This is a genomic window from Annamia dubia NIES-4383, assembly GCF_055394725.1.
On sequence record NZ_AP025630.1, the window covers coordinates 735470 to 754108 of the forward strand.

21 protein-coding genes are annotated in these 18639 nt (G+C 34.3%); 8 read left to right on the plus strand and 13 right to left on the minus strand.

The genetic code is table 11. The features are described 5' to 3' along the window. Positions 1 to 60: 60 nt before the first annotated feature. Positions 61 to 585, plus strand: coding sequence for a hypothetical protein (locus tag Anndu_RS03430; protein WP_464103024.1), 525 nt, complete (start codon positions 61 to 63; stop codon positions 583 to 585). A gap of 75 nt (positions 586 to 660) precedes the next feature. Here Anndu_RS03430 and apcB read toward each other — a convergent pair whose 3' ends face one another. Next, positions 661 to 1170: an allophycocyanin subunit beta gene (apcB, locus tag Anndu_RS03435; RefSeq protein ID WP_464103025.1), complete on the minus strand. Its 510-nt coding sequence runs from the start codon at positions 1168 to 1170 to the stop codon at positions 661 to 663. A gap of 313 nt (positions 1171 to 1483) precedes the next feature. Between apcB and glnA the strand changes: the two genes are divergently transcribed. Continuing rightward, positions 1484 to 2899 carry a type I glutamate--ammonia ligase gene (gene glnA, locus Anndu_RS03440; RefSeq protein WP_464103026.1) on the plus strand — a complete coding sequence of 472 codons (1416 nt, stop codon included), beginning with the start codon at positions 1484 to 1486 and terminating at the stop codon, positions 2897 to 2899. A gap of 130 nt (positions 2900 to 3029) precedes the next feature. On the opposite strand, the gene Anndu_RS03445 is transcribed toward glnA, so the two are convergent. The 3 genes from Anndu_RS03445 to Anndu_RS03455 form a co-directional block, all read right to left on the minus strand. Next, positions 3030 to 3377, minus strand: a complete 348-nt coding sequence (locus tag Anndu_RS03445) for a DUF565 domain-containing protein (protein WP_464103027.1) — start codon at positions 3375 to 3377, stop codon at positions 3030 to 3032. A 58-nt stretch (positions 3378 to 3435) separates the two neighbouring features. Then, positions 3436 to 4029: a DUF3611 family protein gene (locus Anndu_RS03450; RefSeq protein ID WP_464103028.1), complete on the minus strand. Its 594-nt coding sequence runs from the start codon at positions 4027 to 4029 to the stop codon at positions 3436 to 3438. A gap of 61 nt (positions 4030 to 4090) precedes the next feature. Next, complete coding sequence (locus Anndu_RS03455; protein ID WP_464103029.1) at positions 4091 to 4456, minus strand: hypothetical protein; 366 nt, start codon at positions 4454 to 4456, stop codon at positions 4091 to 4093. 88 nt (positions 4457 to 4544) lie between these two features. Between Anndu_RS03455 and Anndu_RS03460 the strand changes: the two genes are divergently transcribed. Then, a complete protein-coding gene (locus Anndu_RS03460; protein ID WP_464103030.1) occupies positions 4545 to 5273 on the plus strand; it encodes a 2-phosphosulfolactate phosphatase family protein in 729 nt (242 codons plus the stop codon). Positions 5274 to 5385: 112 nt separating this feature from the next. Here the strand turns inward: Anndu_RS03460 and Anndu_RS03465 are convergent, their stop codons facing one another. Further along, positions 5386 to 5643 (minus strand): hypothetical protein, encoded by a 258-nt coding sequence (locus Anndu_RS03465; RefSeq protein WP_464103031.1) that lies wholly within the window; start codon positions 5641 to 5643, stop codon positions 5386 to 5388. A gap of 81 nt (positions 5644 to 5724) precedes the next feature. Between Anndu_RS03465 and Anndu_RS03470 the strand changes: the two genes are divergently transcribed. Beyond that, positions 5725 to 6099, plus strand: a complete 375-nt coding sequence (locus tag Anndu_RS03470; protein WP_464103032.1) for a Crp/Fnr family transcriptional regulator — start codon at positions 5725 to 5727, stop codon at positions 6097 to 6099. Between the two features lie 108 nt (positions 6100 to 6207). Here the strand turns inward: Anndu_RS03470 and psb28 are convergent, their stop codons facing one another. Together psb28 and petM are read right to left on the minus strand one after the other, a co-directional pair. Next, positions 6208 to 6576: a photosystem II reaction center protein Psb28 gene (psb28, locus tag Anndu_RS03475; protein WP_464103033.1), complete on the minus strand. Its 369-nt coding sequence runs from the start codon at positions 6574 to 6576 to the stop codon at positions 6208 to 6210. A gap of 144 nt (positions 6577 to 6720) precedes the next feature. Next, the gene (gene petM / locus Anndu_RS03480; protein ID WP_464103034.1) at positions 6721 to 6834 is read right to left on the minus strand and encodes a cytochrome b6-f complex subunit PetM; all 114 of its coding nucleotides are present in this window, start codon (positions 6832 to 6834) and stop codon (positions 6721 to 6723) included. 157 nt (positions 6835 to 6991) lie between these two features. On the opposite strand from petM, the gene pdxA reads away from it, so the two are divergent. Then, positions 6992 to 8068 (plus strand): 4-hydroxythreonine-4-phosphate dehydrogenase PdxA, encoded by a 1077-nt coding sequence (pdxA, locus tag Anndu_RS03485; protein WP_464103035.1) that lies wholly within the window; start codon positions 6992 to 6994, stop codon positions 8066 to 8068. Positions 8069 to 8148: 80 nt separating this feature from the next. On the opposite strand, the gene Anndu_RS03490 is transcribed toward pdxA, so the two are convergent. From Anndu_RS03490 to Anndu_RS03505, 4 genes are all read right to left on the minus strand, one after another. After that, positions 8149 to 9378, minus strand: coding sequence for an LL-diaminopimelate aminotransferase (locus Anndu_RS03490; protein ID WP_464103036.1), 1230 nt, complete (start codon positions 9376 to 9378; stop codon positions 8149 to 8151). A 342-nt stretch (positions 9379 to 9720) separates the two neighbouring features. Beyond that, the gene (locus tag Anndu_RS03495) at positions 9721 to 9939 is read right to left on the minus strand and encodes a DUF4327 family protein (RefSeq protein ID WP_464103037.1); all 219 of its coding nucleotides are present in this window, start codon (positions 9937 to 9939) and stop codon (positions 9721 to 9723) included. 936 nt (positions 9940 to 10875) lie between these two features. Then, positions 10876 to 11112: a phycobilisome linker polypeptide gene (locus Anndu_RS03500; protein ID WP_464103038.1), complete on the minus strand. Its 237-nt coding sequence runs from the start codon at positions 11110 to 11112 to the stop codon at positions 10876 to 10878. Positions 11113 to 11144: 32 nt separating this feature from the next. Next, positions 11145 to 12005, minus strand: coding sequence for a phycobilisome rod-core linker polypeptide (locus Anndu_RS03505; RefSeq protein WP_464103039.1), 861 nt, complete (start codon positions 12003 to 12005; stop codon positions 11145 to 11147). 1132 nt (positions 12006 to 13137) lie between these two features. Here Anndu_RS03505 and Anndu_RS03510 point away from each other — a divergent pair. The 3 genes from Anndu_RS03510 (at position 13138) to Anndu_RS03520 (ending at position 16045) form a co-directional block, all read left to right on the plus strand. Further along, on the plus strand, positions 13138 to 13656 hold the full coding sequence (locus Anndu_RS03510; protein WP_464103040.1) for a phycocyanin subunit beta: 519 nt from the start codon (positions 13138 to 13140) through the stop codon (positions 13654 to 13656). A 139-nt stretch (positions 13657 to 13795) separates the two neighbouring features. Further along, on the plus strand, positions 13796 to 14287 hold the full coding sequence (cpcA, locus tag Anndu_RS03515) for a phycocyanin subunit alpha (protein ID WP_464103041.1): 492 nt from the start codon (positions 13796 to 13798) through the stop codon (positions 14285 to 14287). A gap of 216 nt (positions 14288 to 14503) precedes the next feature. Beyond that, on the plus strand, positions 14504 to 16045 hold the full coding sequence (locus Anndu_RS03520; protein WP_464103042.1) for an efflux RND transporter periplasmic adaptor subunit: 1542 nt from the start codon (positions 14504 to 14506) through the stop codon (positions 16043 to 16045). Positions 16046 to 16134: 89 nt separating this feature from the next. Here the strand turns inward: Anndu_RS03520 and Anndu_RS03525 are convergent, their stop codons facing one another. Further along, positions 16135 to 16965 (minus strand): tetratricopeptide repeat protein, encoded by an 831-nt coding sequence (locus Anndu_RS03525; RefSeq protein WP_464103043.1) that lies wholly within the window; start codon positions 16963 to 16965, stop codon positions 16135 to 16137. A gap of 251 nt (positions 16966 to 17216) precedes the next feature. Continuing rightward, the gene (locus tag Anndu_RS03530; protein ID WP_464103044.1) at positions 17217 to 18611 is read right to left on the minus strand and encodes a hypothetical protein; all 1395 of its coding nucleotides are present in this window, start codon (positions 18609 to 18611) and stop codon (positions 17217 to 17219) included. Positions 18612 to 18639: the final 28 nt, after the last annotated feature.

Here is an 18639-nt window from a genome sequence, read left to right on the forward strand (position 1 = left end):
GAATGATGTTATTGGTCAATGATCAATGATCCATTATCAATTATCAATTATCAATTATTTATGAATATTTTTGCGATTTCTCCGTTAATTAGAATCACTTTAATTTTATTATATTTAGGCTTAACTTTACCCTTACCTTTTTTAGCTAAATTAACTTTAGCCCCCGTTTCCCCTCAAATATTATTGATCGCTTTAATTTTTGGTTTAATTATTATTAATGGTGCTTTAAGTGAAAAAGTTATTTTAGATCCGGAAAAAATAGGGGTATTTTATCCTCAATGGATCCCCAAATTTTTTAGAAAAGGATGGCAACTTTCTTGGCAAGAAATTAAAAATTTAAAAATGAGAACAACCGGCCAAGGAGGCTTAGTTTATTATTTTATTACCCATCAAGAAGATCGGGCTTATCTGTTACCAATGAGGATTGCAGGTTTTAATAAAATGGTAACATTAATTCAAGAAAAAACCAACATTGATACTACAGATATTCGCCCTTTAGCTCAACCTTGGATGTATTTTATTTTGTTAATTTTTAGTTTATTATTATTATTATTTGATCTTTGGATAATGATTCCCTTATTTTAAGATTTTAAGATAAAAGTCGGAGATTTAACAAATCCCCGACTTTTGAAATATAATAATAATTAATTGGCTTGAAAATTAAAGAGAAGCATCACCGAATTTACGAGCCATGTGATCAAAAGGTGCATCCACAAAAGAAGTATCTTCAATACCACTATCAGCTACTAAAGATTTAACAATATCCTTCATAATTTGAATACCCACCACCGTAGGAGCGATCGGTATCCCTAGAGAATTATAAGTTTCCCGTAGACCTTGAAGAACACGCTCATCTAAAATATCGTTATCACCTGCAATTAAAGCATAACTAGCATAACGAAGATAATAGTCCATGTCTCTTAAACAAGCCGAATAACGACGAGTCGTATAAGCATAACCACCCGGACGTAATAATTCAGGTACAGTTTCAAAAAGTTCACTACTAGATTGTTTAACAATTTTAGCCGCATTAGCATTAATAACATTAGCGGCGGTTATTCTAGCAGTACCCGATGCAAAATAGGACTTGAGGGTATCAAACGCATCACGATCGAAATAGCGTCCAGTACCATCATAGTTTCTAATGAGGCTTGTCACCTTATCTCTCATTAAATTTTTCTCCCTAAAATTAATTTAATTTTTTTATTTTAACTTAGTTTAGCTATCAGCTATCAGCTATTAGCTTTTAACTGTTCACTGTTCACTGGTCACTGTATATCTTCTCATCAAAGATGTTAAATTTTGATCTCAACCCATAAAATAAACTCATTTTGATACATTTCTTTAAGAAATGAAGATAAAAATTTTTAGTTTGGTATATTTAGTAACATTTTTATTTTGAGTAAAGATTCATTCTGTTCATAACTAAGTTATTCTTTTACAATATCTCAATATCTTAAAATCTTAGGAGCTATAAAATATAATGACCCCCCAAGAAGTATTAAAGTGGATCAAAGACGATGATATTAAAATCATTGACCTCAAATTCATTGATATGCCCGGTATTTGGCAACATTGTTCTTTCTATAAAGATTTAATTGATGAAGATGCTTTTACCGAAGGTGTAGCCTTTGACGGTTCTAGTATTCGTGGTTGGAAAGCGATCAATGAGTCCGACATGGCCATGGTGCCTGATCCTAACACGGCTTGGATTGATCCCTTTTTCAAGGAAAAAACCTTAAGCATGATCTGTAGTATCAAAGAACCCCGTACAGGGGAATGGTACAGCCGTGATCCCCGTAGTATTGCCAAAAAAGCTCTTGACTATTTAAGTGCTTCTGGGATCGGTGATACTGCTTATTTTGGGCCTGAAGCTGAATTTTTCATTTTTGATGATGCTCGTTTTGATCAAAAAGAAAATCAAGGTTTCTACTTTTTAGACAGTATTGAAGGACGTTGGAATGCCGGACGCATTGAAGAAGGCGGTAACTTGGCCTATAAACCTGCTTACAAACAGGGTTATTTCCCCGTTCCTCCCACTGACACGGCTCAAGATATTCGTACCGAAATGTTATTAACCATGGCCGAATGTGGTGTTCCCATCGAAAAACATCACCATGAAGTGGCCACAGGCGGTCAAAATGAGTTAGGGCTTAAGTTTGCGCCCATTATCCAAGCGGCTGACTATTTAATGACTTATAAGTATGCGGTTAAAAATGTGGCCAAGAAATATGGTAAAACCGTTACTTTCATGCCTAAGCCTTTATTTAATGATAATGGTTCGGGTATGCACACCCATTTATCCATTTGGAAAGATGGCCAGCCTTTATTCTGGGGTAATGAATATGCAAATTTAAGTAAAATGGCTTTAAATGCGATCGGCGGTGTTTTACACCATGCCCCCGCTTTACTAGCTTTAACTAACCCCACCACCAACTCCTATAAGCGTCTAGTTCCGGGTTTTGAAGCTCCTGTAAACTTAGCTTATTCCCAAGGTAACAGATCCGCTTCCATCCGTATTCCTTTATCGGGTACTAACCCCAAAGCTAAACGCTTTGAGTTCCGTTGTCCTGATGCTACTTGTAACCCCTATTTAGCGTTTGCGGCCATTTTATGCGCGGCGATCGATGGTATTAAAAAAGAAATGGATCCCGGTGCGTCTTTAGATGTGGATATTTACGATCTCACCCCTGACGAATTAAGTAAAATTCCTTCTACCCCCGGCTCTTTAGAAGCGGCTTTAGAAGCCTTAGAAAAAGATCATGGTTTCTTAACTGACTCTGGTGTATTTACCACCGACTTTATCCAAAACTGGATCGAGTACAAGTTAGATAATGAAGTTAACCCCATGCGTTTACGTCCTCATCCTTATGAGTTTTCTCTCTATTATGATTGCTAAAAAGTGATTGTTTTAAGAGTTAAGTTAACCCAATTCAAACCCCTTTCCTAAGTAAAGAAAGGGGCTTTTTTTCTCAATTGATAATAGTTGAATACTTTTACCTTTTCCTTGAATTGTGCAAGAAGTCTAATTAAGTTGCTAATTTTACCGCTTCTAAATATAAACCAAAACTTAAACCAATTTTAAACGAATTTAACACGGAAATAAAAACAGAATTATTTTGATCATTTTGTGGTTTTATTTTTTTTCTTCCATAAACAAAAATACTAATTAATTCTGTAAAAATGATTAAAAAAACAGCTAAAAATAAATCAATTACTGAAGTTTGACCTGCGGTTGTGGGAATGGTATTTCCCATCACTGTTCCCAATAAAAAACTAATTAAAATTAAAGCAATTCTACGCCAAGGATTAATAAAAAATAAGTCTATTTTGACGGTGGTTTGTGTTAATAAAAGATTTAAACGGGTTTTTTGCATTTTCGTTTTTGATTATTTTCTACTTTTAACTTATTACTTATTACTTGTTACTTATTCCCTATTTATTAATACGATTTAATAACCATAGAGCGATCACAATACCCGTAAAATGGGAAGTAATCGTATGGGTATTTGCTAAAATAATAAATAAATCTTTAGGTTGAATTAATTGGGATGTATTATTAAAAACCGCACCTTGAGGAATAGTTAAAGATTTTCCTAATACTAATCCTACAAAAGCTTCAGCCCCAATAATCGCAAAAGCCATCCCAATTAAATTAGCAATTAAACCTAATTTAATAATCTGTAAAGTATAAGCTTTTTTAGGTCTTAAACTTTGTTCGGTTGTTAACATATATTGGGAGATTGTTCTATATCTAAAAAAGAAGAAAATACTCACCATTAAAGCTAAAATTCCCCCCGTAGCACAAAAGATACCAAAATTACTACCTTGACTGAAATTACTGGGCTGGGGGGCTTGATTTCCACCGATCACACTAGCACTAGCAAATAATAAAATTAAAGCGGCCACAACACCTAAAACTAATTGCACCCAAAAGCCAATATTTCCTGCTAATCTTAAAGTAGCTGAGGCTCTTAACACTGCTCCCGGAATGGGTGAAGCGGCTAAATCTGATGATTTTCTGGTCATAATTAATAATACTTAAATAATAATAATAATTGGTAATTTGTAATTTGTTAATGTTAATTGTTTAAGGGATTAACATTGGTTGAATTATTAAAAGATCAGCTAAATTTTTACGAGGCGGATTCACATTAATTTGCCCATTTCTGTCAGGGGGTGGAACAAAAATCATAATTGGTTCATTGCTATTTTCTTGTGAATTTGACCCTTGATTTTCAGATAATTCTTCAGCCGAATTATCATTATTATTGATAGTTTCATCAGGAAATGTTACTGGATTTGAAGTATCATTTCGGTGAAGATCATAATCTAAAGGTACGGTTTGTGCTTGTACTTTGGTTAAATTTAATATTAACAATAAAAACCCTAATAAAAACCCTAGATACAAGTAAAAACCGGATTTTTGACGTTGAAATACAAAATAATTTTTCATATTGTTATTGAGAATAGTTGCCACAATTACACCCATAATCGTTTAAAATTAAAAATTGATGTTTATTGTAATAACTTCATTATAAATCGTGGAACTTTTCGTTTATCACACTCCCGAACAAACACCTTCTGATAGTTTACCCGATTGTGCGGTGGTCATTGATGTTTTACGCGCCACCAGTACGATCGCCACTGCTTTAAATGCTGGTGCCGACTCTGTACAAGCATTCCCTGATCTTGATCAATTGATGAGAGTCAGCGAAAAATGGCCGGCAAATTTACGCCTCCGAGCAGGAGAAAGAGGCGGTGCCAAAGTGCAAGGGTGTGATATGGGAAATTCCCCCCTTGATTGTACCCCAGCCACTGTCACCGGAAAAAGGTTATTTATTAGTACCACCAACGGCACTCGCTGTTTAAATCGAGTGGCCAAGGCTAAAACGGTTATTACAGCTTCACAAGTAAATCGTCAAGCTACAGTTAATTTTATTTTAGCTCATCAACCCCAAACTATTTGGTTAATTGGCTCAGGATGGGAAGGTACTTTTTCTTTAGAAGATACGGCCTGTGCAGGGGCGATCGTTTCTGGTTTAAAAAAATCTGTTGATTTAACTATTGGTAATGACGAAGTAATTGCCGCCGAAACTTTATATAATCAATGGGAAGATAATTTATTAAGATTATTTCACCTTTCTAGTCATGGTCAACGCTTATTAAGATTAGAACAGTATGAAGATCTTAAATATTGTTCTGAAAGTGACATTTTAGACATTGTACCAATTCAAACAGAATTAGGGGTTTTAGTTAAATTTTTAGAATAATTTAATTGATTGATGTTTGAGATTTAACAATGATTAAATAATTACCTCTGTCTTGAGAGGAGAAAGGTTAGGGGGTTAAGTTAAAACATTTTCCCCCAAATTTTAACCCTAATTATTGTCGTTCATTGATTAAGATTGAGGTTATTTCGGTCGGCTCAAAATGTTTTTTTCTTCTTTTAAATTCCTCAAAATCAATTTTATAAAAAAAGCTTAAAATTACAGGTAAAGTGAAGATTAAAACGAGAAAAAAAGCCACAAATTTAACCCATCTTGGCATTGTTCTCCCCTTTCTAGGATAACCGCAAATCAGACAAATTTCCGATTCCGTACTGGTTAAAGAGCCGCAAACTTTGCAATGTTCTAAAGTCATTGTTTTAAGAAAATGCTTAATCTTGATCAATTATGGTAAAAATCTGAGATAATAGAAAAAATTTTTTTTAATGAATCAACAATGAATACATTTAGTTTATTTAAAAATGATCCTAATTTTGAACTTTTTAAAGCGGGAAGTATCATTTTTCAAGAAGATAAACCCGGTCATATTATGTATATAATTCAAGAGGGTAAAGTTAATATTTTACTCAAAGATCAATTAATCGAAACAGTAGGCGAAGGTGAGCCTCTTGGCGAAATGGCAATGCTTGAGCCAGGAGCTTTTCGCAGTGCAACGGCTATCGCTCATACTGATTGTAAATTAGTGGCAATTGATCAAAAAAGATTTACTTTTTTAGTACAACAAAACCCCTTTTTTTCCATAGAAATTATGAAAGTTTTAGCTCGGCGTTTACAATTAATGGATCAAAAAATAGAAAAAAATTTTAATTAATTATTTCAAGCCCAAAGCCTCAAGGGTTAGGCCACATCAACAATTGACAATTACCTCTCCCTAAAGTGAGAGGATTGAAAATAAGGAAAAATTGTCAATTGTTAAGGATCAATTGTCAGTTGGTTGATAGCCCATTCCATTGGCATCAGCATAACGGTGTAAAAAACGCATTACCCTTTCTAAATGGGTTTGATCATTGACTTCAAAAGTGCATTTTACTTGTTTTAAATCATGGCCTTCATCCCCCCCAAAAATCATTTTAGTAGAAGAAGGTGAAACGGTAATTTCTCCCTCCTCATCTATTAAATGTAAATTTCCGGTAGACTGTTGAGTAAAACTATTGCCTTTTTCTAAAGCTTTTAAATTTTCAAAAATCATAACCACACTATGAACTCCTGTATTTTTATTAGTGCGCAGACGAACATCACTTAAAATTTCAGGAAGACCGACAAAAAATTCAATAGATGGTGTTACCATAATTTTGTACCAATTTTAGTTAAGATATTAATTATATTTTAACTCTTTTTTTGTTAAAAAGAACAGGGAGAAAGATTGAAAAGATCAATCTGTTATCTATCACCTGTTCTTTTTTAACACCATTGAAAGCAGTTAATTTTTCAATTATTTAGACTGGCCATTTTCAATTTTTACTAATAAAAATCCCCAAGCCATTCCGACTAAAGTTAAAACAACTGATAAAATTGCTCCATTAAATAACATTGATTCAGCAGACATTTATTAATCTCCTTATTTTTTTCATTATTAATAATAATAACCGTTTTCTGGTAACAGTTGACTGAAATAATACCAATTTGAGTGGTAAACATGAGACAATGTAAACAATCTTGTTACAAGTCCCATGATTTAACCAAACAAAAGTGTAATTTTAAGTATGACGCAAAAAGCGACCTTTTTGAAAAATACCAAGAAATGTCCCCATTTGGCAATTGCGATCGGTGATCCCTGTGGAATTGGTATTGAAGTTATTTTAAAGGCTTTAAAGGATCCCAGCGTAACCCAAAATTGTCGACTTACTTTGATCGGCAGTGCATCCCTTTTAAAAAAAGCCTATCAGCAACTCCCTGATCCCTCTATTTTGGCTGATCCCGATGATTTTGAGATCCTAGACCTTCCCTTGGAAAATGTGACTTTAAAACAGATTTTAGCGGGGCGGGGTAATGGGGCCAGTGGTGAGGCCAGTTTTATTTATTTACAAGAGGCCATTTCTCGCACTTTAATCGGGGAGTTTCAGGGTATTGTGACAGCCCCCATCGCCAAGCAATATTGGAAAATGGCCGGCTATGACTATCCGGGGCAAACGGAAGTTTTAGCACACCGCAGTGGCGTTAAACATTATGGGATGCTCTTTGTGGGGCGATCGCCCTATACAGGCTGGACTTTACGCACTTTATTGGCTACAACTCACATTCCTCTGAATAAAGTTTCACAAACCCTCACCCCAGAATTAATGTCATTAAAATTACATATTTTAATTGAATCATTAAGAGAAGATTTCGGAATTAATTACCCTAAAATTACAATTTCTGGTTTAAATCCCCATAGCGGTGAAAATGGCCAACTCGGCACCGAGGAAAAAGATTGGTTAAATTCATGGTTAGAAGAAATGCAGAAAAAATACTCAGATTCAACTCTTAAAGGTCTGATTCCACCTGATACTTTATGGGTAACACCTGCTCAAGCATGGTATGGTAATAGTGAGGTTTCTGAGGAACATTTAGCTGATGCCTATTTAGCGTTATATCATGATCAAGGATTAATTCCGGTGAAACTCATGGCCTTTGATCAAGCGGTGAATACTACCATTGGTTTACCTTTTATCCGCACCTCTCCCGATCACGGCACCGCTTTTGATATTGCCGGAAAAGGAATCGCCAATGCTAATAGTATGAAATCAGCGATTAAATTGGCTAAAGAATTAGCAGAAAAAAGAATATTAAACAGCTTGTAAAACAATCTAAAATCAAAAGCTTAAACGCCGAGACGTAAAATTTTACGTCTCTACTCTGATTGTTTTCAGATACTTATGCCTTACATTTTGGCAATAATTCGTTTCATTGCTTCTTCTACATTTTCCCGACTATTGAAAGCGGAAATGCGGAAATAACCTTCACCTGCCGCCCCAAAACCGGAGCCAGGTGTGCCTACGACATTGGCTTTTTCTAATAATTGATCAAAGAAATCCCAACTTGATAAATTATTCGGAGTTTTCAACCAAATATAAGGAGAATTAACCCCTCCATAAACGGTGTATCCCGCCCCAGTTAATTGGTCACAAATAATTTTAGCATTACCGAGATAAAAACTCACTAATTCTTTAATCTGAGCCTGTCCTTCTTCTGAGTAAACTGCTTGCGCCCCTCTTTGCACAATGTAAGAAACACCGTTAAATTTCGTACATTGACGGCGATTCCACAGTTTCCATAATTCCACATCTGATCCGTCTGAAGCCTTACCAGTCAAGGTTTTTGGTACAACGGTATAAGCACAACGAGTTCCGGTAAATCCGGCATTTTTGGAAAAGGAACGAAACTCGATCGCACACTCACGCGCCCCTTCTATTTCAAAAATGGAGTGGGGTAAGGTGGGATCGCTAATAAATGCTTCATAGGCCGCATCAAAGAAAATGATTGAACCGTGAGCTTTAGCGTAGTCTACCCACTGTTTTAAATAGGCTTTAGTGGCCACGGCTCCGGTGGGATTATTAGGATAACAAAGGTAAATTAAATCAACTTTTTGTGAGGGAATCTCAGCCACAAAATTGTTTTCAGCAGTAACAGGAAGGTAAATTAAACCCTCATATTCTCCTTTTTCATTACATTCCCCCGTATGTCCAGCCATAACATTTGTGTCAACATACACCGGATACACCGGATCAGTCACCGCAATAATGTTATCATTGCCAAAAATATCTAAAATATTTCCGTTATCGCATTTTGCACCGTCAGAAACAAAGATTTCACTAGCATCAACATCGCAACCTCTAGCCTGAAAGTCAAATTTAGCAATCTTTTCCCGTAACCACAAGTAACCTTGTTCTGGCCCATAGCCTTTAAAACTAGCTCGATCGCCCATATCTTGCACAGCTTGAGTCATCGCCTTTAAACAAGCTTGGGGTAAGGGTTCTGTCACATCGCCGATCCCCAACCTAATAATAGGTGCGTTGGGGTTAGCTTCGGCGAAAACATTAACCCGTCTGGCTATTTCAGGGAATAAATATCCGGCTTTAAGTTTGAGATAATTATCGTTAATTGTGGTCATTTTGTAATTGATAAGATAAAGTTCATTAAATATTTTATCTTATTTGTTGAACCTTAATTATTAGTTATTTAAAGTTAAGGTAAAAATGTTAATCTTTATAGCCAAACCCTTGTAGGATCAGCGATATAAGGATTATTTAATAATTTTTGATTTAATATTAGGAAAAAACCACCCTTCTCCCACTGGAGAAGGGTATTGGCAAAGTTAGGGGTAAAATACAATTTTTAGTTGATCCGAGTAATTTTGTTTTTAGATTGATTTTTGATTAATTAATCTTAAAATTAACCTAAAAATCTTATTAGAAAAAAGCTCTATAAAATTGAAAAAACTTTCAATCAAAAATTATTCTTCATCCCAAGCTTCAACAGCTATTAATTCACTAATGGGATCCTGCATTGTAAAACCAAAATCTAATAATTCTTGTTTCCAATAAGCCCAATTATCTCCATAAAGAAAAGCAATTTTCCAGATGCTATCACTAGGCTTAAGAATATTAGATGCAACTAGAGAAGAAACTTTACTTTGTAACTTCACCATTGGGTGAGCAACGGTATTAATCATATATTATTTTGTTGTGAAATACTATTCTAATTGTGTAATTTGACGTTTTTGAAATTCAACGTTTTTAGAAAACATTTGACAGCAATTTATCAATTAGATCAAACTTATAGCAGTTAATTATGAATAATTATTAACTGTCAACCGATTAATTTAAACTGATAAATACTACCTAATTAAGAACGCTAATTCCTGTTGTTTTGTTTTGTTTATGGTTATTGTTTGGAAAGCATAGTTGAGAACCAGCTTATTCGTCTTAAGATTAGCCTTGAGAGTGGGCTTATTGCTTTTTATTTTTGCCATCAAGATTTTACCAACTAAACAAAGGATTGGCAACGGAAAAAGCAATCTTACTTATCTTATACCTTACTTTTGATCTAAATGCAAGTTTTTTTAAAAAATTAAAGTATGCAAACCATTACATTATATCATTTTGATTGCTTTTGTTTTCCCAACCATAACTATTCTACCATCTGATGTAAGTCTTTCCCCTTCAAAATTTATACTAATTTTTTTGATTCTAATTTTCCGAGGTTCAGATTTTGGTGTTTATTTTGTGATTGATTTAGTTCTATACATTATTGATTTTATTATAACAAATATTAAATAATAAATCAACTTATTTATTATTAGTTTTTAGGCAAAATTATTAAGAAAGAATTTCCTTTTTTGACACCTTTTACTTGGGATTTATGATTATCTTTTAACAACAAGTTTTGATTTTTCGAGCTTTGAGCAAATAATAGCTCTCAGTTTACTCTGGTTAGCTTTTTGGCTTAAAGATCGCTTTTTTTGAGAGACATTCAGGGTTATTGTTTAGGATTGCAAAAAAAACAATAAACGGAACTACTTTAATCCTTAAACCAAAGCAGTTCCGTTTATTTAAGATTAAAAATTATTAATTAAATAAATTATTTAACAAAAATTTAATTTATTTAATTATTCTCCAGATGAATTACTATCAAGAGGACGGATGCCCACAATTTTGCCACCCATGCGCGAAATACGACGCATTTCATCATTCATCCGAGAATAGGGAACTTGTAAAAAAATGCTATCACTACTACGAATCGAGTAATTATTCCCATCATTATTATCGTTTTGTTTTAAGCCAGTAACTTCATAAACAAAAACTCGATTATTAGATGGGGAAATACAACCAGTTTGACCTAACATAGTTTTTATTCTCTCCTGAGTTGGTTTTTAAACTAGGCTAAAGTAACACTAGCTACTTTTCCACCCATTTTGCGAACTTGTTGCATAGTATCAAGTAATTGATCAAAAGGAACAAAGATCGCTTTATTGATGCGACGTGCTTTAGGGTATCTGGGTAAGTTCATAGTAGCAACTTCCACACGGTAAACACGACCATCACGGTTGGGATTTTGGAAAGCTAAGTTAGGAGTAATACCTTTAACAGATTCTTTGTAGTTCCAAGCTCCAAGAGAGCCGGAAGGAGCAACTACAGCAGAAACTTTATTGGCCGCAAGATCACCCGCTAAACGAGAAGATTTACTACCTAAAGCAGAGCGATCGCTGGTGGCATAACCACGATAAAGTTGGAACATCCGAGGGAAACCCGCCATCGTTTGATTGGTTTGAGTCTCAAAACCACGATAGTAAGGAACGATATTATCTCCAAAGTTCTGAACATACTCATCAGAATCAATGTAAGAATCAATATCAGCCCCATATCCTTCATTTTGATAGCGATCTAAATGTTCGATCACTTCAGCTTCAGTGTAAGGCGCACGGCCAAGTAAATGTTTAATATTTAACTCAATGGTGCGGGTTTGGAAACTGTTATAAAGGAATTTTTCCTTGTAAAGTTCAGATTTTGCGACTAAACGCACAAAATCACGCACGGTGATCGAACCGTTACATAATAAGGACTCAGCCGCAGTTAAACGCTCAGAGTTCATGATGTAATCATTGCCAAGCACTTGACGATAAACCGCATTAATAGCGATCTGTGCATCTTCAGCCGACCAGTTAGGGCGTAACTCTACAGGTGCGGTTTCATAAAAGGGGGACACTCCTAAACGGGATGCTTCGGTTGTAATTGCCACGTTAATTTTCTCCTATTGAGATGGTTTTTAAAAAATATGATCACCTAAAACCTTGTTGAGATTTTTAGTTAAGGTCTTAAGTACAATTATTGATTATTAGCTTAATTGTCTAACGAAAAATTAAAGATTTATTACTTTTTGTTACAAAAATTTAAAAATCAAGGTTTAATCACCTCAAAATTTATCTTTTTTTTTGGTGAGATCAATCAATTTTTTCTAATCAAATCAAGCTTTTTCCCTTTGTTCTAGGTTGATAACTAAGGCCAAAAAATTTTTTTTTAACTAGCTTAATTTAAGTAAAAATACTCAATTTTCATTGAGATATTTTAATGTTTTCTTGATTATTTAGATTGAGCCTGAAATTATGGTCAAAAAATCTATTTTTAACAGAATAGCTATAAAGCATAATTGATCGGACTCATAGCCATTTTTGATGTTCAAAAATAGAGGGCTGAAAAAAGTAGTTTGTAAAGTTGTGTAAAGTTTCTTATAGTTATTTAACAAAAATAAGCAAATAATTCCATCTTCCCTTAATCTCGAAAATGGAGATAAACAAAACCACTGTTTTAAATTTTTGCCAAGGAGCAACAAGTTAAAACAGTTTGTGGAAAAGGAATATTTTGAGCTTAGTTCAAGGGCAAAAATCACGAACAGCAAAAAATTCAACAACTACAAACAAAACTTAACAAGTTGTAACAAACAAAAGTTCATCAGTGTTGTATAAATACAATCTGAGGGCGTTGAGATTAGACTTAAGCCTTTTAACTATAGCTTGAATACCAAAGCTTTAATACCAATATTGAGTAGAATATCTCTGGTAAATCTCAGGCGAGTCTCAGGCAATAGGTTAAATAAAATGTTAAATAAAATTAAGTTTTATTAATGACTGATTGACTAAGACCCTAAAAGGTGGTGTATAATCAAAGCCGTTTTCTCAGACAAAATAAAAACTTGTTTAGGTTTCTTAAGATTCTGTTAAATTTTATTAATTTTGTTAAATTTAGTCAGATTGGTGAGAAACTAAAAAACGAAAAACAAAATTAACGTTTAAGAACAAACGTTTAACCTTAGCTTAATTTTTTGATTAAGCTTCAATCAAAAGCTCAAACGATTTAGTAGGAGATTAACTTCAATGTTCGACGCATTCACTAAGGTTGTTGCTCAGGCAGATGCCCAAGGACAATTTCTAAGCGATTCCCAAATCAATGCTCTTAAAGCTTTAGTTGCTGATAGTGCAAAACGTGCTGATGCTGTTAACCGTATTACCGGAAACGCTTCTGCGATCGTTACCAATGCTGCTCGTGCTTTATTTGCTGAACAGCCTTCTTTAATTGCTCCTGGTGGAAACGCTTATACCCACCGTCGCATGGCTGCTTGTTTAAGAGACATGGAGATCATCTTACGCTATGTTACCTATGCTATTTTCACAGGTGACGCTAGTGTATTAGAAGATCGTTGCCTTAATGGTTTGCGTGAAACCTATCTTGCTTTAGGAGTTCCTGGTGCTTCCGTTGCTGTAGGTGTTCAAAAAATGAAAGAAGCTGCGATCGCTATTGTTAACGATCCTTCTGGAATCACCCCTGGAGATTGCAGTGCTTTAGTTGCTGAAATCGCAACCTACTTCGACCGTGCAGCTAGTGCAGTTGCATAATAGATAGTTAGTTTAAACTATCTCGCACATTCTCTAACTAAGCCAAAGTTAGTTAGGAGAAATTAGCAGATTTGTCAAACTTTACTTTCAGACAGTCTGTTTTTTGGAAAACTTAAAACAATCATAGGAAGAATTAACAATGTCTAAAACACCTTTAACCGAAGCAGTAGCTGCTGCTGATTCTCAAGGACGTTTTTTAAGCAACACTGAATTACAAATCGCTTTCGGTCGTTTCAGAACTGCGGCTTCTTGTTTAGCTGCTGCTCAAGCTATCGCTGGTAAAGCTGATTCTTTAGCTAGTGGAGCTGCTAATGCTGTTTACAGCAAATTCCCTTACACCACTTCTACCCCTGGTAGCAACTTTGCTTCTACTGCAGAAGGTAAAGCTAAGTGTGTTCGTGACATCGGCTACTATGTTCGTATGATCACCTATTGCTTAGTTGCTGGTGGTACTGGCCCCATGGATGAATACTTAGTTGCTGGTCTTGATGAAATCAACCGTGCATTTGACTTAGCTCCTAGCTGGTATGTTGAAGCTTTAAAATATGTCAAAGCTAATCATGGTGTAACTGGCGAAGCTTTAGTTGAAGTTAACAACTATATTGACTACGCTATCAATGCTCTTAGCTAATTTATGTTAGCTGATCTGGCATAATCAAGGGTTAACCCCTTAAGTTAACAAATGCCCGGAACAATATGCGAATGCGATGTTTATGACTTGTATTTGTGTATTTTTCCGGGTATTGTCTTGGGAGAATGGACAATTAACTTTTTGAATCAATTATTAATTTTGCTATAATGGGAAGTTAATAATTTTTTAAGATTTTGCGATTGAAAGTAATTAATTATGACTAATCTAAACTCTGCGCCGTCCCATGAAGAAAATAATCTTGAAGATGAATTGAAGATGATTCCTGTTAATCCGTCAATGGGGAAAAAATCTTCATTTCGTTGGTGGTTAGTGTTCGGTTTTTTCTTTTTGGTTTTGATGACGGGTACGGGTGCGAAATGGTGGTTGGTTAGTCAAAATCAACAGAATAAGGGTTCTATGGCTACGGCCAAGCCTCAAGCTCAGGCTTTACCTGTAAAAATCGAGACTCTGGGCAGTGAAATGGTGGAAAATAGCTCTACGGTGGTGGGTACGTTGGATGCTTCTAGGGCTGTAACCCTTGAGTCTGAAGTTAGGGGAAGGGTTAATAAAATTTTGGTTAAAGAGGGGATGAGAGTTAAGGCGGGGCAGGTGATCGTCACGGTGGAGAGTGATGATCTACAGGCGGAGTTATTTCAGGCTAAGGCGGTGATCGTTAATGCTCAAGCTCGTTTAACTGAGTTAAAAACGGGTAATCGGCCGGAAGATATTGCTAAGGCTAAGGCTCAGTTAAATCAGGCGATCGCAAGGTTAGATAATGCGAAACAGGGGGCGCGGCCGGAGGAAATTGCTCAGGCTCAGGCTCAAGTTGACTCGGCTCAAGCGGAGTTAGATCTGGCTCAGGAAAGAGTAAAAAGATATGGTGAGCTAGAGGAGCAAGGGGCTATTTCTGAGGATCAGTTTGCGGAATATGTGAAAATTGAACGTCAAGCCAGTGCTTCTTTAAGGGAGGCTCAAAGACGTTTGGAGGCTTTAACCAAGGGCAGACAAGCTGATGTGAGTGCTTTAGAAGCTTCGGTGGAGGAAGCTAGACAGAATTTAAGACGTTTGGAAAATGGGGCGAGAGTTGAGGAAATTGCCCAAGCTGAGGCTAATGTGGCTCAGGCGATCGCCGCCATGAGAATGGTAGAGGTAAAAATTAAGAAAACTCAGATTATTGCTCCTTTTAGCGGGATCGTGGGGGATATTGCTGTAAAATTGGGGGATTATATAGACTCAGGCAATGATATTACTACAGTTACGGAGAATAATGTATTAGAGGTTAATTTATCCGTACCGATCGAACAGGCGGAAAAATTGCGTTTAGGTTTGCCTGTGGAAATTTTAGATCAACAGGGCGAAAGTATCTCCAGAGGGCAAATTAATTTTATTTCTCCTGATGTTAAGGCTCAAACTCAATTAGTTTTAGCTAAAGCGGTGTTAGAAAATAATTCAAATCTTCTTTTAAATGGGGGATCATTTCAAACTAAAATTATTTGGGAAGAAAATCAGGGAATTTTAGTTCCGGCTTCTGCTGTCTCTCGTTTAGGGAATAAAACTTTTATTTTTGTAGCGCAATCTATGGATAAATCTTCGTCAAATCAACCTCAATTAATGGCTAAACAAAAATTAGTTAAACTGGGTAATTTACAGGGTAATAATTATCAAGTTTTAGAAGGTTTAAAGGCAGGAGAAAAAATTATTACGGCCGGGATTATGAACTTAAGAGATAATACTCCTGTGATGGCTTTACCAGAGTGATTAATTAATAGTTGATCGTCAAAATATTTTATTTATAAAAAAACCCCACTTTAAGTGGGGAAAAAGTTGTTATTGAGTTTTTAAAAGAGTTATGCTAATGCTAATTTTTTAGAAAATAAGCTAAACAAACTATCTTTTTTTTCTTGAGAATTAGAAGTGGATTGAATATTAATTGTCGTTTGATTATTTAGGGAAAAATTGTGATGAATACCTAATAAAGATTTAGCTTCTCTTAATAAAGGCTCGTCAGGATTGCTTCTTTGAGCTTTTTTAATATGAATACTAGCCATAGTTAATTGCTTTTGTTTAATATAAATAATACTTAATAAACCATGAATAGCAGAATGATGAGGATTATATTTTAAAGCTTTTCTTAATTCTAAAATAGCAGGAGAATATTGATTAATTTTAACTAATTTTTTCGCTGAATTTAAAAATACTTCTACTGTTTGATTCAAATGATGATCATAAGCACAAAGATTTTCAATGAAAAGATCGAGAGTAATTTGTTTAATATAGCCCTTTTCAACCGCAATTTCACCAAAACATTTATTAGTAATTTTTTGCAATTCTAAAATTTCTTGAACTTGGGCGCGAGTGATCAAACCCGCTTTATTTAAACATTCGCCCAAACGATATTTGGCTTCACCTCTTTTGACTTCAGTGATCATTGACTGCCATTGACTAGCAAAAAAATCAGCAGTTTGTTGTTTAACCCAGCCTCTAGTGGCTAAAATTTCACCCAGTTTAAGATCATTGTGATATTTTTGATCTTCTAAGGCTACTTCAATTTCACCCGATGTAATTAACCCTGCTTTTTGTAATAATTCACCTAATAAAACATTTTTATTTTTAGTGTAAATATTTAAGTTTAAATTTTCTTTTTGTAAAGAATCAGTTTTATTTTGATCGAAAAACATAATAATCACCTCAAAAACAACTTTTTTTTATTTATGCTTTGACTATAAAAATTATTTGTGTATTTCCTGTGCAAATCAAAAAATTTTTTAAATTTTCTTTTTTGCAAAATGTGCAGAAATTGTGGAAAAGGGCTAAAATGATTATATATCAATGCTTTCTCCCCGTAATGTCTTGTAATTTTCAATCTTAAAGTTGAAATAGTAATTATTATAGAGACGTATGATAGTACGTCTCTACTAATTAAATTAGTTTAATTTGTTTTTTCTAAAAGACTATTCCAAAAATTAGTTACAGAGTTAAGAAAATTAGGTTGTTTTTGATTTTCGGTTGTTTCTGTATTTTTCATTTCAGGAATTGAAGTTTCATTGTCAATTTTAACAGAAGGTTGTGTAATTTGATCAATAGTAATAGGTTCATTGATTGGTTTTTCTTCTGTTTCAATGGTTTCTATATTTTCTTCTTTTTCTTGTAATTTAGTTTCATTTATTTCTACATCATTTATTTCTAATTTGGGTTCTATTTTGTCTGTTTCTTCCAATTGATTTTCTTCAATTTCTAATTTTTCAGTTGTTTCAATTGGTTGATCTTCGATGATATTTTCTTCTAACTTTTCTTCAATTTTAACTTGAGTTTCTGGTTGAACTTCTACAGGTTTAATTTCTTCTTTTACTTCAATTTCTGGTTGAATTACTGGAGCAATATAAGAGGGATCAACAATATCTTTAACCTGTTCAAGTGTAACATCACCTCTGAGCATTTGAGATAAGGTATCTTGACCATTTGGTTGATAGTTAATTAATCTTACCGTATTATTAAAAACATTTTTAACTTCATTCCCACTTTCATCAATATATTCTAATTTTACCCAATTATTCCCTTTATTAAATCCAGTTAAATAAATTGGTTGCCAACTGTCTAATAAGAAAGTTTGACCATTAATTGTTACTTTGATTCGCCAGTCTGTCACTTGATCTTGGGGATTTTCTTGTGCTACTAAATGTAAAGGAGTATTAGTTAAATAAAAGTCTAACATAATGGGTTCAGCACCATAAGTTCCCGTTGGTCTACTATAGGTTAATAAAGGTAAATTAGGATCGGGATTATTGTCTTCACTTTTAGTTAAAATATGGAAAGTTGTTTGGGCATAAGCACCATTATTTTTAAAACTTTCATGCCAAGGTTTAACAGGAAAAACTCTTAAAGTATGAGTTCCGGGGGTTAAATTTTCTAAAATAATTGGTTGATCTAAATTATAAATAGACCGATAGGGTTCATTATCTAAAATTAAATGTAAATGATTTCCCATTTGTTTTTCTTCATTTTTAAAGAGGGGATAATCTTCAACTTTTAATTGTACTTTAATGCTTGTTTCATCAAAATTTTGATCAATTTTTGGGCTAATAATTTTTACTTGTGGTTGATATTTTTGTAAGCTTTTATTTAATTCAGTAATAACCACAGGGGGAGATACTTCTTTTAATTTTCCTTCTTGTTTTGCTAATGGTTGAAAATCTTTTTCAAATGGTGTCACCGCCTCGATGCGATCGCTACAACTAATTAAGGTGAAGCTTAAACTAATTACCATTAAAAAGGTAATTACAGTGCGCAAAATTTGATTAAACAGTTTAATTTTAATTTTCTTCATATTTTTAAGTAATAATTGTTTAAAATTG

Bases quoted from the DNA above. Each gene is read 5' to 3' on its own strand.
- Anndu_RS03430 (WP_464103024.1), top strand. From the start codon at position 61: ATGAATATTTTTGCGATTTCTCCGTTAATTAGAATCACTTTAATTTTA.
- apcB (WP_464103025.1), bottom strand. From the start codon at position 1,170: ATGAGAGATAAGGTGACAAGCCTCATTAGAAACTATGATGGTACTGGA.
- glnA (WP_464103026.1), top strand. From the start codon at position 1,484: ATGACCCCCCAAGAAGTATTAAAGTGGATCAAAGACGATGATATTAAA.
- Anndu_RS03445 (WP_464103027.1), bottom strand. From the start codon at position 3,377: ATGCAAAAAACCCGTTTAAATCTTTTATTAACACAAACCACCGTCAAA.
- Anndu_RS03450 (WP_464103028.1), bottom strand. From the start codon at position 4,029: ATGACCAGAAAATCATCAGATTTAGCCGCTTCACCCATTCCGGGAGCA.
- Anndu_RS03455 (WP_464103029.1), bottom strand. From the start codon at position 4,456: ATGAAAAATTATTTTGTATTTCAACGTCAAAAATCCGGTTTTTACTTG.
- Anndu_RS03465 (WP_464103031.1), bottom strand. From the start codon at position 5,643: ATGACTTTAGAACATTGCAAAGTTTGCGGCTCTTTAACCAGTACGGAA.
- Anndu_RS03470 (WP_464103032.1), top strand. From the start codon at position 5,725: ATGAATACATTTAGTTTATTTAAAAATGATCCTAATTTTGAACTTTTT.
- psb28 (WP_464103033.1), bottom strand. From the start codon at position 6,576: ATGGTAACACCATCTATTGAATTTTTTGTCGGTCTTCCTGAAATTTTA.
- petM (WP_464103034.1), bottom strand. From the start codon at position 6,834: ATGTCTGCTGAATCAATGTTATTTAATGGAGCAATTTTATCAGTTGTT.
- pdxA (WP_464103035.1), top strand. From the start codon at position 6,992: ATGACGCAAAAAGCGACCTTTTTGAAAAATACCAAGAAATGTCCCCAT.
- Anndu_RS03490 (WP_464103036.1), bottom strand. From the start codon at position 9,378: ATGACCACAATTAACGATAATTATCTCAAACTTAAAGCCGGATATTTA.
- Anndu_RS03495 (WP_464103037.1), bottom strand. From the start codon at position 9,939: ATGATTAATACCGTTGCTCACCCAATGGTGAAGTTACAAAGTAAAGTT.
- Anndu_RS03500 (WP_464103038.1), bottom strand. From the start codon at position 11,112: ATGTTAGGTCAAACTGGTTGTATTTCCCCATCTAATAATCGAGTTTTT.
- Anndu_RS03510 (WP_464103040.1), top strand. From the start codon at position 13,138: ATGTTCGACGCATTCACTAAGGTTGTTGCTCAGGCAGATGCCCAAGGA.
- cpcA (WP_464103041.1), top strand. From the start codon at position 13,796: ATGTCTAAAACACCTTTAACCGAAGCAGTAGCTGCTGCTGATTCTCAA.
- Anndu_RS03520 (WP_464103042.1), top strand. From the start codon at position 14,504: ATGACTAATCTAAACTCTGCGCCGTCCCATGAAGAAAATAATCTTGAA.
- Anndu_RS03525 (WP_464103043.1), bottom strand. From the start codon at position 16,965: ATGTTTTTCGATCAAAATAAAACTGATTCTTTACAAAAAGAAAATTTA.
- Anndu_RS03530 (WP_464103044.1), bottom strand. From the start codon at position 18,611: ATGAAGAAAATTAAAATTAAACTGTTTAATCAAATTTTGCGCACTGTA.